The organism is Streptomyces sp. NPDC031474, assembly GCF_055581185.1.
In genome coordinates, this window is the sequence record NZ_JBVIJX010000004.1 from 229,077 (window position 1) to 244,698 (window position 15,622).

The following is a 15,622-nucleotide window of genomic DNA, read 5'->3' on the forward strand; positions in this document are numbered from 1 at the left end:
CAAAGAGCATGTTTCACGTGAAACATGCCCTAAATCGGACTCAGTGCGCGGCGTCGGCGATGTGCTGCGTGCCGATGCGCTTGCGGAACACCCAGTACGTCCAGCTCTGGTACAGCAGCACGATCGGCGTGGCGATCCCCGCGCACCAGGTCATGATCTTCAGGGTGTACGGGCTGGACGAGGCGTTGGTCACCGTCAGGCTCCAGTCCGAGTTGAGCGTGGACGGCATGACGTTCGGAAAGAGCGTCAGGAAGAGCATCGCCACGGCGGCCACAATGGTGACGCCGGAGAGGGCGAACGACCAGCCCTCACGTCCCGCCTGGTTCGCCACGAGCGCCGCGACCAGGGCGCCGACCGCCACGACCAGCGCGACCAGGCTCTTGGCGTCACCGCTGTCGATCTGCGTCCACAGCAGGAAGACCAACGCGAACACGGCGGTCACAAGTCCCACCTTCAGCGCCAGCTGCCGCGCCCGTTCACGGATCTCCCCGACGGTCTTGAGCGCCGTGAAGACCGCACCGTGGAAGGTGAACAGCGTCAGTGTCACCAGACCGCCGAGCAGCGCGTACGGGTTGAGCAGGTCCCAGACGTCGCCCACGTACTCGAAGTTCTGGTCGAGCTTGACGCCTCCCACGATGTTGCCGAAGGCGACGCCCCACATGAACGCGGGCAGCAGCGAGGTCCAGAAGATCGCGGTCTCCCAGTTGCGCTGCCAGTTCTCCTCGGGCCGCTTCGCCCGGTACTCGAAGGCGACGCCCCGCACGATCAGACAGACCAGGATCAGCAGCAGGGGCAGGTAGAAGCCGGAGAAGAGCGTGGCGTACCACTCAGGGAAGGCGGCGAAGGTCGCGCCGCCCGCGGTGAGCAGCCACACCTCGTTGCCGTCCCAGACAGGTCCGATGGTGTTGATCAGCACCCGCTTCTCGACCCGGTTGCGGGCGAGCAGCTTGGTGAGGATCCCGACCCCGAAGTCGAAGCCCTCCAGGAAGAAGTAGCCGGTCCACAGGACGGCGATCAGGACGAACCAGACGTCGTGCAGTTCCATGACTGTGCAGCTCCCTCGGCCTAGTAGGAGAAGGCCATCGGCTTGTCGGCGTCACGGGAGTCGCCGCCGATCTTCGTGGGCGGGTTGAGGTCGGCCTCGGTGAGCTCGGGCGGGCCGGCCTTCACGTACTTCGCCAGCAGCTTGACCTCGACGACGGCGAGCATCGCGTACAGCGTGGTGAAGACGATCATCGAGGTGAGGACCTCGCCCTGGGAGACCCCGGGGGAGACCGCGTCGCGGGTCTGCAGGACGCCGTAGACGACCCAGGGCTGGCGGCCCATCTCCGTGAAGATCCAGCCCCAGGAGTTGGCGATCAGCGGGAAGCCCAGGGTCCAGATCGCCGCCAGCCAGTAGAGCTTGGTGAGCTTGGGGCTGAGCGCCTTGTTCCTGAAGAGCACCACATGCGGCACCTCGTCCTCGCCGACCCTCAAGTGCTGGGGCAGCAGGAACTTCTTGCGGGTCAGCCAGAGTCCGGCCAGGCCGATGGCGAAGGACGACATACCGAAGCCGATCATCCAACGGAAGCCCCAGTAGGCGACGGGGATGTTGGGCCGGTAGTCACCGGGCCCGAACCTCTCCTGTTCGGCCTTGTTGACGTCGTTGATGCCGGGAACGTGCGAGGTGAAGTCGTCGTTCGCGAGGAAGGACAGCAGGCCGGGGATCTCTATGGCGACCTTGTTGTGCCCCTTCTCGACGTCGCCGTAGGCGAAGACCGAGAAGGGCGCGGGTGCCTCGCCGTCCCACAGCGCCTCGGCGGCGGCCATCTTCATCGGCTGCTGCTTGAACATGACCTTGCCGAGGGTGTCGCCGCTGATGGCGGTGAGCAGGCCGGCGATGACCACGGTGACCAGGCCGAGCCGCAGCGAGGTCTTCATCACCGGGATGTGCTTCTTGCGGTACAGGTGGAAGGCGGCGATGCCGACCATGAAGGCGCCGCCGGTGAGGAAGGCCGCGGACATGGTGTGGAAGACCTGGGCGAGCGTGGTGTTCTGGGTCAGCACGGCCCAGATGTCGGTGAGCTCGGCCCGCCCCTTCTCCTTGTTGATCCGGTAGCCGACCGGGTGCTGCATCCACGAGTTGGCCGCGAGGATGAAGTACGCCGACAGGATCGTCCCGATCGAGACCATCCAGATGCAGGCCAGGTGGATCTTCTTCGGCAGCTTGTCCCAGCCGAAGATCCACAGACCGATGAAGGTTGACTCGAAGAAGAACGCGATCAGGGCCTCGAAGGCGAGCGGAGCGCCGAAGACGTCACCGACGAAGCGCGAGTAGTCGGACCAGTTCATGCCGAACTGGAACTCCTGCACGATGCCGGTGACGACCCCCATCGCGATGTTGATCAGGAAGAGCTTGCCCCAGAACTTCGTCGCCCTGAGGTACTTCTCGTTCTCCGTGCGCACCCAGGCGGTCTGCAGCCCGGCGGTGAGGGCCGCGAGGGAGATCGTCAGGGGGACGAAGAGGAAGTGGTAGACGGTGGTGATGCCGAACTGCCAGCGCGCCAGTGTCTCCGGCGCCAAAGCCAGGTCCACGTCCTCACTCCTCTGCTCACAGACTTGCGGATCACGCTTGTGAAAGCGTTCACATTCACAAGCCAGTATGACGCATGGCCGTTCGACACCAAATAGGCGGGGGGTCCCCAGCTCGGACCGGCAGGCCCAGCAGGGTTGGACCGCTCGGCCCCTGGCAAACGAAAGGCGCCTCGGTTCCACGTGAAACCAAGGCGCCCCGCAGCTCGTGGGCGTCGTTTACAGCTCCTTGCGGAACCCCTCCGCCACCTTCAGGAAGATGTCGTTCGCCTCGTTCTCGCCGATCGTCACCCGCACGCCCTCGCCCGGGAACGGCCGCACCACGACGCCGGCCTGCTCGCACGCCGCCGCGAAGGCCACCGTGTGCTCGCCCAGCCGCAGCCAGACGAAGTTGGCCTGCGTCTCGGGCACCGTCCAGCCCTGCCCGCGCAGCCCCTCGACCACGCGCAGGCGCTCGCACACCAGGGACCCGACCCGGCCGAGCAGCGCATCCTCGGCACGCAGCGAGGCGATCGCGGCCTCCTGCGCCAGCTGACTCACGCCGAACGGCACCGCCGTCTTGCGCAGCGCCTCCGCCACCGGCTCGTGGGCGATGGCGAAACCGACGCGCAGACCCGCGAGGCCGTACGCCTTGGAGAAGGTCCGCAGCACACAGACGTTGGGCCGGTTCCGGTACAGCTCCACGCCGTCCGGCACCTCGGGATCGCGGATGAACTCCCGGTAGGCCTCGTCGAGCACGACCAGCACATCACGCGGCACCCGGTCGAGGAATCGTTCCAGCTCGGCCCGCTTCACGACGGTGCCCGTGGGGTTGTTGGGGTTGCAGACGAAGATCAGCCGGGTCCGGTCGGTGATCGCGGCGGCCATCGCGTCCAGGTCGTGCACGTCCCCCGCCGTCAGCGGCACCTGCACGGGAGTCGCGCCGCTGATCCGCGTGATGATCGGGTACGCCTCGAAGGACCGCCAGGCGTAGATCACCTCGTCACCCGGCCCCGAGGTCGCCTGGACGAGCTGCTGGGCGACGCCGACCGAACCGGTGCCCGTGGCCAGGTGAGAGGCGGGGACCCCGAAGCGCTCGGCGAGCTCGTTCACCAGCGCCGTGCAGGCCATGTCCGGGTAGCGGTTGAAGGACGCGGCAGCGGCCGTCAAGGTCTCCATCACGCCCGGCAGCGGCGGATAGGGGTTCTCGTTGGAGGACAGCTTGTAGGCAACGGGACCACCGGCCGCGGCCGGCTTGCCCGGCTTGTAGGTGGGGATCCCCTCCAGCTCGGCGCGCAGCTTGGGGCTCGTCTCGCTCACCGCAGTCCTCCTCTTGACCACCACCGGCTTCAATACTGCTCACCTTATGAGGATTCGCCGCGGGTGCGAAGTGCGTAGGCGACCAGGAGCCTCGGTCCGAAACGCAGGAGCGTGACTTCTGGGGACGAAGGCATACGAAGGCGTACCCGCCAGGGGGCGCGCTGTACATATATCTATGCGCCGGTGGCTCACGCCGTAGCGCGCATCCCTCGTGCAGGTGAGTTGAGACCTCTTCGAAACATCGATGCCTTGGCAGGCTCATCCGTGCCGACACGTCACGTCCTGGCATTTGGACCATCAACTACCTTTATTTCTAAAGCACTTGACCCGTTATGACCTTGCAGAAACGTGCCTGTCAACGCGTGCATATGCGTCCGCCCTACCCCACCGAATGAGCCCTACTATCGGCTCGCCATGACAGCAGCAGGGAAGCACCAGGTGAGCCGCGCGGAAACCTCACGCCGAGGCAGCCGGCCGGGCCGGGCGGGCATCAGGGACGTGGCCGCCGCCGCCGGAGTCTCCATCACGACCGTCTCCGACGCCCTCAACGGCAAGGGCAGGCTCCCCGACGCCACCCGACGCCATGTCCGCGAGGTCGCCGACCGACTGGGCTACCGCCCCTCCGCGGCGGCCCGAACCCTTCGTACCGGCAAGTCAGGACTCATCGGCCTGACCGTCACCACGTACGGGGATGAACCTTTCACCTTCACCGAGTTCGCGTACTTCGCGGAGATGGCGCGCGCCGCGACCTCGGCCGCGCTCGCCCGCGGCTACGCCCTCGTCATCCTCCCCGCGACCTCGCGCCACGACGTGTGGTCGAACGTCGCCCTGGACGGCACGGTCGTCATCGACCCCTCCGACCAGGATCCGGTGGTCAGCGAGCTGGTCCGGCAGGGTTTACCGGTCGTCTCCGACGGCCGCCCGGCCGGCCCGCTCCCGGTCACCGCCTGGGTGGACAACGACCACGAGGCCGCCGTCCTCGACATCCTCGACCACCTGGCCGACGCCGGCGCCCGCCGCATCGGCCTCCTCACCGGCACCACGACGGACACGTACACACACCTGTCGACCAGCGCGTATCTGCAGTGGTGCGAGCGGGTCGGCCAGGACCCGGTCTACGAGGCCTACCCCGCGCACGACCCGTGCGCGGGCGCCGTGGCCGCCGACCGGCTGCTGGCCCGCCCCGACCGCCCCGACGCCGTCTACGGCCTGTTCGACCCCAACGGCACCGACCTCCTCGCCGCCGCCCGCCGCTACGGGCTGCGCGTCCCGGAGGACCTGCTGATCGTCTGCTGCAGCGAGTCCACGGTGTACGCCAACACCGAGCCGCCCGTCACCACCCTCTCGCTGAAACCGCGCCGTATCGGCACGGCGGTCGTCCAACTCCTCATCGACGCCATCGAGGGCGTGGAGTCGGACCGACCGGTCGAGCAGGTGATACCGACCGAACTGATCGTGCGGACATCGTCCCAGCGACGCCCCCCACGAACAACGGTCAGCCCACCCCGAGCACCGGAAGAGAAGTAACCCACCGGCGCCCCCTCCCTGGCCCACGAACCGACGTGGGGTGGGGAGGGGGCGGCGGTTTCTGAGCTGGGCGGCCGGGGCCCCTGGTGCGCGTCAACACAGGTTGGCGAGAGGACACGAACGGGCGGTTTCCAACGGCGTCGGACGCCTAGCGGAAGCCGACGCCCTCCGGGGCGCCTGAGAGGCCCCGGCTTCTCCCCGGAAGCCGAGAGCTCCGGGCGGAGTCTGGCCGCTTCTCCGAGAGGTCCGGGGTGCCCACGCCCCCGGCGGACGCCGCGCCCCTTCCACTCGACTCCGCCGTAGGGAACGCCGTAGACCGGCTCTCCCCCGGTCGCCCGGGACGTCCGCGTCGGCCGTCTCCCGCCACCTGCGACGTCGCGCTTGATCGCGGCTATACGCAGGGTGGGACGCCATCTCCGAGGCGCTCGAGTCAGCACGCAGCGGGGGCGGGGGCAGGGCGCCCCCGCCTCAAGCGGCGGCGAAAAGGCGGCTACCGCCTTCCTGCCGAGCCCTCGAAGGCGCTTCGATATCAGCCGATAACGTCACGGATCCGAAGAAATGCCCCGCGCCTCGGCCGTATCGCCTCGGGCCGCGCTGCCTTGTCCGCATCGCCTGGCGCGGAAGCCGCTCGAATTTCACTCTCCTCAGCCGACACAGTCCACCGCTCAACGCGGCCGAGCCGCCCTTGAGGCGTGGGGTGCGGGTGTGGGCACGGTGAGTGGCGGGTGAGTGTGGGCTGCCGAAGCCCGGCCCAATCGGGGCGAAAGCCGCGATGAACAGGTCCCTTGCTCCGATTCACCACCCCTGGGTCATCACACGGCACGATCCGCATTCCTATGATGGGCGCACGGCACCGCGGGCCGCTGCGACCAGGCAGCCCGAAGAGTGCAGATGCGGCGCGATGGTGGAGGGGTCTGATGACTCAGGGGGCCGGTCAGGGACCCGAGGCGGAGCGGACGGCGACGTTGCGTGACTTCCGGGTGCCCGCGTACGTCCACGAGACCGGTCCGTACGACCACGGCGCGCACCCTGGCAACGCCGCGCCGCCCCTCGAGGAGCCGCTGGAGCATCCGGAGGGCTACACGCCCACCCAGCGCGATCTGCCCGTCATCAACCGTCGCGGCGACACCCTTCAGGTGGCCGTGGACCCGGCGGCCGTCCAGGCTCCGCTGCCCGCGACCGGGCCGGGCCCGCTGTTCGTCGTCGGCGACGTGCACGGCTACCTCGACGAACTGGTGGCCGCACTGCAGGAGAAGGGCCTGATCGACGCCGCAGGCAACTGGTGCGCGGGCACCGCCCGGCTGTGGTTCCTCGGTGACTTCACCGACCGCGGCCCGGACGGCATCGGCGTCATCGACCTCGTCATGCGGCTGTCCGCCGAGGCCGCCGCGGCCGGCGGATACTGCAAGGCCCTGATGGGCAACCACGAGCTGCTGCTGCTCGGCGCCAAACGCTTCGGCGACACCCCCGTCAACTCCGGCGCGGGCACCGCCACCTTCCAGGCGGCCTGGCTGCTCAACGGCGGCCAGAAGTACGACATGGACCGTCTCCAGGACCACCATCTGCAGTGGATGGCCCGCCTCGACGCCGTCGAGGAGGTCGACGGCCACCTGCTCGTCCACTCCGACACCACCGCCTACCTCGACTACGGGGACTCGATCGAGGCGGTCAACGACACCGTCCGCGAGACGATCACCCGCAACGACGCGGACGAGGTGTGGGATCTGTTCCGCAAGTTCACCAAGCGCTTCTCCTTCCGCGACGAGGGCGGCGCGGACGCCGTCCGCTCCCTGCTCGATACGTACGGCGGCACCCGCATCGTTCACGGCCACAGCCCAATTCCCTATCTGCTGGGCGAAGTCGGCTCCGAGGACGGCGAGGACAACGGCGGTCCGCACGTCGAAGGACCGCACCTCTACGCCGACGGGCTGGCCATCGCGATGGACGGTGGCGTGACGATGGCCGGAAAACTGCTGGTCCAGCAACTGCCCCTGAATATCTGAGCGATCCGGGGCCGGCCAGGGCCCCGTTCGGACACCTCGGCGACGCTGCTGGCCAGAGGCCAATTTCGGCAAACCCCCTGTCACCTCATGCCGTCGCCGCTCTACCATCGGTCTATCCGTAGCAGGCTCCCCTCCGTTTCTGCCCGACGGCTCGTTGGCATGCGAGCCCCAAGCCCTACGGAGCATCGGGGGATGCACATGAACAGCGTTCCGCAGCACCTGCACAGCGAGGACCGCCAGGAGTACGAGCGGATCCTCGACGAGGCGCTGCGCTCCGCACCACACCACCCGGAACTGGCCGCTGTGGGACAGCGGCTCAACCCCGAACAGCTGCGCACCATGGCGCTCAACGCCTCCGCGCTCATCACGGTGGCCGCGGCGTCCGAGTACCAGCACTACATAAAGGTCCGCGAGGAACTGCGCCACCCCGCGCCGTCCACCCCGTCGTCCACGTCCGAGACCGGCCCCGCCGAGCCGGGCGCGACCGCGATGGGGCTCGCCACCACCATGGGGGAGGCGGCCCAGGCCGCCGAGGCCGCCGGGGCGGGCGCCGTCGCCGCCGTCCTCACCCCCGTTCTCGCCGGGACCGCCGCGGTGATCTTCCTGCTCGTGGGCTACCTCCTCAGGGCACTGGACCCCGACCAGGCGTTCGCCCGGACCATGCTCACCGCCGGGTGGGCGTTCGGGGCCGTGGCCGTGGCCGCGATCCTCGTCGCCACCGTCGCGCTGCTGCTCGCCGCCCTGCGCAACCGGCCCTCCCTGGAGGCCGAACCGTATGGCGAGCTGAGCGAGGAGGTCGCCGCGGCCAGGGAGGCCTGGCGGGAGGCCCTGCTGGAACGCGGCATCCTGCCGTTCCTCCGGGAGGCACTCGCCGCCCCCGGTGCGGCAACCGCCCTGCACACCGACCCGGTCCCGCCCACGGTCACAGGCCGCCTTCCGAAGATCGGCTACGACCGGCCGGGCTTCACCAGCCCGGACGACGGCCGTTCGACGGGCCCACGCCCGAGCTTCAGCAGCCCGGACTACACGAGCCCGGACTTCGGCGGCCCGGAGAACCGGCCGGAATAGGCACTCGGCTTGCGCCCCCGCCGACCCTTGCCGAGGGGAGCGCAAGCCGTACGCCGGGCAGACAGGCACGGCAGGGTAGGGCAGGCAGGCAGGCAGGCGAATGGTCTGTCAGTCGGCCAGCGGCAGATAGACCCGGTTGCCGCTCGCCGCGAACTCCTTCGACTTCTCCAGCATCCCCTCGGCGATCTCCTCCGCCGAGGCCCCGTCGGCCGCCCCACCGCCGAACCGCTCGGTGATGCTCTGACTGATCTTCATCGAGCAGAACTTCGGCCCGCACATGGAGCAGAAGTGGGCCGTCTTCGCCGGCTCGGCCGGAAGTGTCTCGTCGTGGAACTCCCGTGCCGTGTCCGGGTCGAGGGCGAGGTTGAACTGGTCCTCCCAGCGGAACTCGAAGCGGGCGTCGGACAGCGCGTCGTCCCATTCCTGTGCACCGGGGTGCCCCTTGGCGAGATCGGCTGCGTGGGCGGCGATCTTGTAGGTGATGACGCCGGTCTTGACGTCGTCACGGTTGGGCAGGCCCAGGTGTTCCTTGGGCGTGACATAGCAGAGCATGGCCGTGCCCCACCAGGCGATCATCGCGGCACCGATGCCGGAGGTGATGTGGTCGTACGCCGGCGCGACGTCCGTCGTCAGCGGGCCGAGCGTATAGAACGGAGCTTCATCACAGATCTCCTGCTGAAGGTCGATGTTCTCCTTGATCTTGTGCATCGGGACATGTCCCGGGCCCTCGATCATCGTCTGTACATGGAAACGCTTCGCGATCCGGTTGAGTTCCCCGAGCGTCCTCAACTCGGCGAACTGCGCCTCGTCGTTGGCGTCCGCGATGGAACCCGGCCGCAGCCCGTCGCCCAGCGAGTACGTGACGTCGTAGGCGGCGAGGATCTCGCAGAGTTCCTCGAAGTTCTCGTAGAGGAACGACTCCTTGTGGTGCGCGAGGCACCAGGCCGCCATGATCGAGCCGCCGCGCGAGACGATGCCGGTCTTCCGATTGGCGGTGAGCGGGACATACGGAAGGCGGACGCCGGCGTGGACCGTCATGTAGTCCACACCCTGCTCGGCCTGTTCGATGACCGTGTCCTTGTAGATCTCCCAGGTGAGTTCCTCGGCCCGGCCGTCCACCTTCTCCAATGCCTGGTAGAGCGGAACCGTGCCGATCGGGACGGGGGAGTTGCGCAGCACCCACTCACGGGTGGTGTGGATGTTCCGGCCGGTGGACAGGTCCATGACCGTGTCGGCGCCCCAGCGGGTCGCCCAGGTCATCTTCTCGACCTCCTCCTCGATGGAGGACGTCACCGCCGAGTTGCCGATGTTGGCGTTGACCTTCACCAGGAACCGCTTACCGATGATCATCGGCTCGATCTCCGGGTGGTTGACGTTGGCCGGCAACACCGCGCGGCCCGCCGCGATCTCCTCGCGGACGACCTCCGGAGAAACGTTCTCCCTGATGGCCACGAACTCCATCTCGGGCGTGATCTCCCCCCGGCGCGCATACGCGAGCTGGGTGACCGCCGCGCCGTCCCTGCTGCGACGCGGCAGGCGCGGCCGCCCGGGGAAGACCGCGTCGAGGTTGCGCAGACCGCCGCGCGGCGACGTGTGCTTGAGGCCGTCGTCCTCGGGACGGACCGGACGGCCCGCGTATTCTTCCGTGTCCCCGCGGGCAATGATCCAGTTCTCGCGCAGCGGCGACAGCCCCCTGCGGACATCGGTGTCGGCGAGCGGATCGGTGTACGGGCCGGAGGTGTCGTACAGCGTGACCGACTGCCCGTTCGTGAGGTGCACCTGACGGACCGGCACCCGCAGGTCGGGGCGAGTGCCCTCGACGTACCCCTTGTGCCAGCCGATGGACTTCCCGGCCTCCACGGTGTTCGCGGTGTTCGCGGTGTTCGCGGTGTTCGCGGTGTTCGCGGTGTTCGCGTCGACCTCGTTTTCGCTGGTCGCGTTCTGCGTGAAGGCAGGCGTGCGTACGTCCTTGTTGGTCATGAGACCTACTCCCTACGCCGGCATTACCCGGTAACAGGTTCGGCGGTCGACGCAGCGGCTACCGTCTGCCGACGTTTCATGTGAAACATCACTCGATTCGAGAGACGTTCCACGTGAAACATCGCTAAGACGGAGGTCAGCGCCCTCTCAGCCCGGTGCTCCGAGCTCCCGCGTGTGCAAAGGTGCCTCCACGCTAGCGTCAATTCGGGCGCGGTGAACAGAGGGCCCCTGTCGTTCTTGCGATGATCGGTCGGTGACCACGACACACCAGCCCCCGTATCCGCCCCCCGAGCCGCCCCGTCGGCCGGGCTCCGGAAACGGCCCCGCCAATGGCCCCGGTCCTGGCGGCGGCTCCGGAAGCGGCCCCGGGAACGACCGCGATGTCCACAGCGGTCACGAGGGCGGGCGTGATCACGGGCAGAGCCCCGATCACGGACCGGGGTACGCCGGTGGATTGGGCGGGCTGGGTCGGCTGGGGCGCGGTGGAAATCCCAGAGGCCGGGCACAGGAGCCCGGCGGAGGCCCCGCGCCGGGGAACCAGCAGGGAGACGGTAACGGGCGAGGGTACGGGTACGAACCCGGATACGGTCCTGGATACGACCCTCGCGCCGGTGCCGGCGCGGACACCGGCGCCAGCGCTGGCTACGGTGCCGGCACCGAGTACGGATACGGCCTCGGGCGCGGCGAGCACGGTCATGGACAGAATCCCGACCATGGTCACGGCGGAGACCCCAGCAACGGCCCCGGAATCGGCACCAGGCGCGGCTCTGGCGAGGGACCTGGCGCGGGACCTGGTGACGGCCAGGAACGTGGCCCGGGCGACGAACACGGGCACGGGCACGGGGGGCACGGCCACGGGCAACGTCACGATTCCGGAAACGGGCACGGCCCGGGGCCCGGCGAGGGCCACGGCCACGGCTCCGGGGGTGGACACGGGCACTCGCACAGCCACAGCCATGGCCCTGCGGCCCCCGTCTCCCAGCACCTGCGCAAGGTCATCGCGGCCATCCTCATCCCGTTCGGCGTGGCCGTGGTGGTCGGGCTCGTGGTGCTGTGGCCCGGTGGGGCGCCGGCGCACGAGCGCACGGGGGTCGGCTTCGACCGGCAGACCCAGCAGGCCACGGTCACCAAGGTCGTGAGCGTGAGCTGCGCGTCGGTGAACGCCTCGCGCGAGACACCGACCGGCGACACCTCCACGGCCGAGGGATCCTCCGCACAGCAGCAGGCGAGCGGATCCTGCAAGAAGGCCACGATCCGTGTGGCCACCGGCAAGGACAAGGGCCGGACGTTCACCGAGATCGTCCAGCCGGACCAGTCACGGCAGTTGGAGCAGGGCGAGAAGGTCGTGGTCGCCTACGAGCCTTCCGCGCCGAAGGACCTGCAGTACTCGGTCACCGACGTGAACCGCCGCGTCCCGATGACCGTGCTCGCCCTCGTCTTCGCGGTCGCCGTCGTGGTCGTCGGGCGGCTTCGGGGCGTCATGGCGCTGGTCGCACTGGCCATCAGCTTCCTGCTGCTGAACTTCTTCGTCCTGCCCGCGATCCTGCAAGGCTCGAACCCGTTGGTCGTGGCGGTGGTGGGGGCGAGCGCCATCATGTTGATCGCGCTCTATCTCTGTCATGGTCTCTCGGCCCGCACCTCGGTCGCTGTGCTCGGCACGCTCATCTCGCTGCTGCTGATCGGCGTCCTGGGTTCGCTGTTCATCGACTGGGCCGCGCTGACGGGCAACACGGACGACAGCACGGGCCTGATCCACGGGCTGTACCCGTCGATCGACATGAGTGGTCTGCTGCTCGCCGGCATCATCATCGGCTCGCTCGGTGTCCTGGACGATGTGACGGTCACCCAGACGTCGGCGGTCTGGGAGCTGCACGAGGCGAACCCGTCGATGGGCTGGCGCGGGCTGTACCGGGCAGGCATCCGCATCGGCCGCGACCACATCGCGTCCGTGGTGAACACGCTCGTCCTCGCCTACGCCGGTGCCGCGCTGCCGCTGCTGCTGCTCTTCTCGATCGCCCAGAGCAGTGTGGGCGGCGTCGCCAACAGTGAGTTGGTCGCCGAAGAGATCGTGCGCACGCTGGTGGGATCGATCGGCCTGGTCGCCTCGGTGCCCGTCACGACGGCCCTGGCCGCCCTGGTGGTCTCCGCCGACCGTCCGGGCACCGCGACGGCCCCCATTCCGACCCTGGAGACGTCTCCAGCGGCTGCGGGGGTCACGGCAGTAGCGACGGCCGCGGGTCCCGCCCAGGGCCGTGGCGGCCGAGGCAGGCGACGCAAGCGCTGAGCCGACCGGCACCCGGGAGCCGAACGCACTGGTCGGCTCTCGGGCGGTCGCGCCACTTTCTTCACCGCCCGAGAAGAAGCGTTCCTGCACGGCCCCACCCATGACGAAGTGTTCCGTCACCCCCGTGCCGCCGACGCGTCAGCCGGCACTCTGCTCCTCGGCCAGGATCCGGTCCAGCGCTTCGTCCAAATGCGCGTCGAAGTCGGCGAGTGCACCCTCCTGGCCCAGCGGCACCAGCTTGTCGGTGCGGTCGAGAAACGCAACGAGGGGAGCCGCCGAGGAGCGGAACAACGCCTGGTCACCCCCGACCTGAAGCCGGATCAGAACCTCTCCCAACACGTCGGGATCGACGGGCGAGACACGGACGTCCCCTTCGCCGCACGCCCGACCCACCCCGTCGATGAGCAGTTCACGCCCGAAGGCCCAGGTCACCGGGGCGTCACCGGGCAAATGGAAGGTGAGTCGCACGGCATAGGGATCGCACGACTCGTAACCCAGCTCCACCGGGATGCGGAACGAGAGTTCCTCGGAGACGAGAAAGCTCATCATGACCTCTGCCTGTACTGCCTGTACGGACTCGCGCATCGCGTTACCCCGTCATTTGCTGTCGAATGGCCGGTAATCAACCCCTGACACTGCACCGCATCTTGCTGAAAGTACACAACAGATCACAAGGAGTGAGTTTTCAGATACTGATAGAGATCGCGATTGACCCCAGCGACCGACCGACTTCGCTCTGCAGTTGCCGCGCCGCCGTGAGCAGGCGGTCGCCGTGATGGGAGGGAAGAGAGATCGCCATCGTCGCCGCCGTGGCGCCCACGGTGATCGGGATCGCGGCGCACACCGCGCCCAGCGCGTACTCCTGCCGTTCGACGACCGGTTCCATGCGCCGCGTCCGCTCCAGACGCCGCAGCAGGGTGTGGTTGTCACGCACGGTGTACGGGGTGATCGACTGGGCCGGGTAGCGGTCCAGGTGGTCGCGGCGGGCGTCCTCGTCCAGCTGGGAGAGCAGGCACTGGCCGACGGCGTGCGCGTGTCCGGTCTCGCGGAAGTCGGCCCATTCCTCCACCGCGGGGTTGCCCGGGGTGTCGGAGACGCACATGATCTCGATCTCGCCGTTGCGGTATCGCGCGTAGTACACGGGGACACCGATCGAATCGCGCCATTGGGCGAGGGTGTCGGCGACGGTGCTGCGACGTTTCTGCGCCGCCCCGCTGCTGCCGAGCCGCTCGGCGGCCTCGCCGAGGAAGAACAGCCCCTTGTCCCGGCGCAGATAGCCCTCGTGCACGAGGGTGCGCAGGAGGTGGTAGGCCGTGGGCAGCGCGAGGCCGGTCTCCCGGGCGAGCTGCTTGGCCGGAGCCCCGTACTCGTGCTCGGCGACGGTCTCCAGCAAGCGCATCGCGCGCTGGACGGAGCCGATCAGGGTGGCCGCGGGGTGGGGATGCTCGGGGCTCGGCGGGCGTTGAAGTGGGGGTGTGGAGGAAAGCGGGCGGGTGGGGGGTGCGTACGGCTGTGCGGATGCGGTGTCAACCATGGCCAAGGGTCACTCCCGAAGCGCGAGGGGGCGGTCCGTGCGGGGGAACACGGGAGGGGGGTGTACGCCGCTCGCGGGGTCGTCCCCGCGTCGAATTCCGGACTTTAACCGTCCGCCACCGCTTGCAGACGGGCTGTCAGGAAAACTTCCCCCGGCCGAGGGAACCGGTGATTCCTGTTACCGATCACCGGCCTCCCGGCCCGCTTACCAGTCGCTTCGCGACGACGAACTCGACATGAACTTCCGTACGACGTAAATGAGTCCGCCGACCAGCGCCACAAAGACCAGCAGCTTGAAGAGCAGGCCGATCACGAACCCGACGACGCTGGCTATCAGCCCGCCGAACACGACCAGCGCGATGACCGGCACCGCAACCCACTTCACCCACCACGGCAGTCCCGCGAAGATCTCTCGCATCGCCCTTGTCCTCATCCTCTTCGGTCGATGTCCGGCACCCCTGTCGGGCCGGATCCGTTCGATGTCCTGCCGTCGATGCTAGGTCCGAAGAGGGTGCCTACGGGGGCGTCGCGTCCCTTGTCCTCCCCTGACCGATCCCCTAGGGAACCCCGAGGCCACGGATCGGCTGCGAGGCGGAGACGCTCAGCCCTCGGGCGGCGAGAACACCACCATGACCCGGAGATCCTCACTGATGTGATGGAACTTGTGGGCGACGCCGGCCGGAACGTACACCACGCTGCCGCGTGCCACCTGCGTGGTCTCCATGCCGACGGTGATCGAGGCGCGCCCGCTCACGACGAAGTACACCTCGTCCTGGTTGTGCGGGTTCTGTGGATCATGCGTGCCGGCATCGAGCGCGTACAACCCCACGGACATGTTCCGCTCACGCAGAAACTGCAGGTAGGCGCCGTCGTTGGCGGCTCGCTCCGCCTCCAGTTCATCCAACCGGAATGCCTTCATCGACCTTGTCCGCCCTCGTCCGGTGCTCGTTTGCGATCTCTCTGCCACGATCAGACACATGAAGAATTTCGTAGTCAAGACGATCGCCAACGCGGGCGCCCTGGCGGTCGCCGTCTGGCTGCTCGACAAGATCACTCTGACAGGTGACAGCACGGGCAAGAAGATCGGCACCCTCATCGTCGTCGCACTGCTCTTCGGCCTGGTGAACTTCCTGGTCAAGCCGGTCGTGCAGGTGCTGACCTTTCCCCTGTTCATCCTCACGCTCGGTCTGATAACCCTGGTGGTCAACGCCCTGATGCTGCTGCTGACCTCGTGGCTGGCCGACAAGCTCGACGTCAGTTTCCATGTGGAGGGCTTCTGGACAGCGGTCCTGGGCGGCCTGATCATCTCCGTCGTCTCCTGGGCGCTCAACGTCGTCCTGCCCGACGGGGACTGAGT

13 protein-coding genes are annotated in these 15,622 nt (G+C 68.3%); 5 read left to right on the forward strand and 8 right to left on the reverse strand.

Going from position 1 to position 15,622, the window contains the following annotated elements:
• Positions 1 to 40: 40 nt before the first annotated feature.
• The 3 genes from cydB to hisC all read right to left on the reverse strand — a co-directional run bounded on the left by cydB (position 41) and on the right by hisC (position 3,870).
• Positions 41 to 1,045: a cytochrome d ubiquinol oxidase subunit II gene (cydB, locus tag ACZ5SK_RS09305; protein ID WP_334578640.1), complete on the reverse strand. Its 1,005-nt coding sequence runs from the start codon at positions 1,043 to 1,045 to the stop codon at positions 41 to 43.
• 20 nt (positions 1,046 to 1,065) lie between these two features.
• Positions 1,066 to 2,574 (reverse strand): cytochrome ubiquinol oxidase subunit I, encoded by a 1,509-nt coding sequence (locus ACZ5SK_RS09310; RefSeq protein WP_361710311.1) that lies wholly within the window; start codon positions 2,572 to 2,574, stop codon positions 1,066 to 1,068.
• Positions 2,575 to 2,790: 216 nt separating this feature from the next.
• A complete protein-coding gene (hisC, locus tag ACZ5SK_RS09315) occupies positions 2,791 to 3,870 on the reverse strand; it encodes a histidinol-phosphate transaminase (protein WP_334578642.1) in 1,080 nt (359 codons plus the stop codon).
• Positions 3,871 to 4,284: 414 nt separating this feature from the next.
• On the opposite strand from hisC, the gene ACZ5SK_RS09320 reads away from it, so the two are divergent.
• The 3 genes from ACZ5SK_RS09320 to ACZ5SK_RS09330 all read left to right on the forward strand — a co-directional run bounded on the left by ACZ5SK_RS09320 (position 4,285) and on the right by ACZ5SK_RS09330 (position 8,468).
• Positions 4,285 to 5,397 (forward strand): LacI family DNA-binding transcriptional regulator, encoded by a 1,113-nt coding sequence (locus ACZ5SK_RS09320; protein ID WP_334578643.1) that lies wholly within the window; start codon positions 4,285 to 4,287, stop codon positions 5,395 to 5,397.
• Positions 5,398 to 6,314: 917 nt separating this feature from the next.
• Positions 6,315 to 7,400 carry a metallophosphoesterase gene (locus ACZ5SK_RS09325; protein ID WP_334578644.1) on the forward strand — a complete coding sequence of 362 codons (1,086 nt, stop codon included), beginning with the start codon at positions 6,315 to 6,317 and terminating at the stop codon, positions 7,398 to 7,400.
• Between the two features lie 192 nt (positions 7,401 to 7,592).
• On the forward strand, positions 7,593 to 8,468 hold the full coding sequence (locus ACZ5SK_RS09330) for a hypothetical protein (RefSeq protein ID WP_334578645.1): 876 nt from the start codon (positions 7,593 to 7,595) through the stop codon (positions 8,466 to 8,468).
• Positions 8,469 to 8,576: 108 nt separating this feature from the next.
• Here ACZ5SK_RS09330 and thiC read toward each other — a convergent pair whose 3' ends face one another.
• The gene (gene thiC, locus ACZ5SK_RS09335; protein WP_334578646.1) at positions 8,577 to 10,448 is read right to left on the reverse strand and encodes a phosphomethylpyrimidine synthase ThiC; all 1,872 of its coding nucleotides are present in this window, start codon (positions 10,446 to 10,448) and stop codon (positions 8,577 to 8,579) included.
• 748 nt (positions 10,449 to 11,196) lie between these two features.
• Between thiC and ACZ5SK_RS09340 the strand changes: the two genes are divergently transcribed.
• Positions 11,197 to 12,732: a YibE/F family protein gene (locus tag ACZ5SK_RS09340; RefSeq protein WP_334581262.1), complete on the forward strand. Its 1,536-nt coding sequence runs from the start codon at positions 11,197 to 11,199 to the stop codon at positions 12,730 to 12,732.
• 138 nt (positions 12,733 to 12,870) lie between these two features.
• On the opposite strand, the gene ACZ5SK_RS09345 is transcribed toward ACZ5SK_RS09340, so the two are convergent.
• The 4 genes from ACZ5SK_RS09345 to ACZ5SK_RS09360 all read right to left on the reverse strand — a co-directional run bounded on the left by ACZ5SK_RS09345 (position 12,871) and on the right by ACZ5SK_RS09360 (position 15,184).
• The gene (locus ACZ5SK_RS09345) at positions 12,871 to 13,317 is read right to left on the reverse strand and encodes an SsgA family sporulation/cell division regulator (RefSeq protein WP_079661209.1); all 447 of its coding nucleotides are present in this window, start codon (positions 13,315 to 13,317) and stop codon (positions 12,871 to 12,873) included.
• 100 nt (positions 13,318 to 13,417) lie between these two features.
• A complete protein-coding gene (locus ACZ5SK_RS09350) occupies positions 13,418 to 14,266 on the reverse strand; it encodes an IclR family transcriptional regulator (protein WP_334578647.1) in 849 nt (282 codons plus the stop codon).
• A gap of 204 nt (positions 14,267 to 14,470) precedes the next feature.
• Entirely contained in the window at positions 14,471 to 14,683 is a 213-nt protein-coding gene (locus tag ACZ5SK_RS09355) for a DUF5326 family protein (RefSeq protein ID WP_079661208.1), read from the reverse strand.
• A 183-nt stretch (positions 14,684 to 14,866) separates the two neighbouring features.
• Positions 14,867 to 15,184, reverse strand: coding sequence for a cupin domain-containing protein (locus ACZ5SK_RS09360; RefSeq protein ID WP_093779095.1), 318 nt, complete (start codon positions 15,182 to 15,184; stop codon positions 14,867 to 14,869).
• A 58-nt stretch (positions 15,185 to 15,242) separates the two neighbouring features.
• Here ACZ5SK_RS09360 and ACZ5SK_RS09365 point away from each other — a divergent pair, with 58 nt between their 5' ends.
• On the forward strand, positions 15,243 to 15,620 hold the full coding sequence (locus ACZ5SK_RS09365) for a phage holin family protein (protein WP_334578648.1): 378 nt from the start codon (positions 15,243 to 15,245) through the stop codon (positions 15,618 to 15,620).
• The last annotated feature ends 2 nt before the right edge of the window (positions 15,621 to 15,622 follow it).

Coding starts and splice junctions, on each gene's coding strand:
- cydB (WP_334578640.1), bottom strand. CDS start 1,045: ATGGAACTGCACGACGTCTGGTTCGTCCTGATCGCCGTCCTGTGGACC.
- ACZ5SK_RS09320 (WP_334578643.1), top strand. CDS start 4,285: ATGACAGCAGCAGGGAAGCACCAGGTGAGCCGCGCGGAAACCTCACGC.
- ACZ5SK_RS09325 (WP_334578644.1), top strand. CDS start 6,315: ATGACTCAGGGGGCCGGTCAGGGACCCGAGGCGGAGCGGACGGCGACG.
- ACZ5SK_RS09330 (WP_334578645.1), top strand. CDS start 7,593: ATGCACATGAACAGCGTTCCGCAGCACCTGCACAGCGAGGACCGCCAG.
- thiC (WP_334578646.1), bottom strand. CDS start 10,448: ATGACCAACAAGGACGTACGCACGCCTGCCTTCACGCAGAACGCGACC.
- ACZ5SK_RS09345 (WP_079661209.1), bottom strand. CDS start 13,317: ATGCGCGAGTCCGTACAGGCAGTACAGGCAGAGGTCATGATGAGCTTT.
- ACZ5SK_RS09350 (WP_334578647.1), bottom strand. CDS start 14,266: ATGGTTGACACCGCATCCGCACAGCCGTACGCACCCCCCACCCGCCCG.
- ACZ5SK_RS09355 (WP_079661208.1), bottom strand. CDS start 14,683: ATGCGAGAGATCTTCGCGGGACTGCCGTGGTGGGTGAAGTGGGTTGCG.
- ACZ5SK_RS09360 (WP_093779095.1), bottom strand. CDS start 15,184: ATGAAGGCATTCCGGTTGGATGAACTGGAGGCGGAGCGAGCCGCCAAC.
- ACZ5SK_RS09365 (WP_334578648.1), top strand. CDS start 15,243: ATGAAGAATTTCGTAGTCAAGACGATCGCCAACGCGGGCGCCCTGGCG.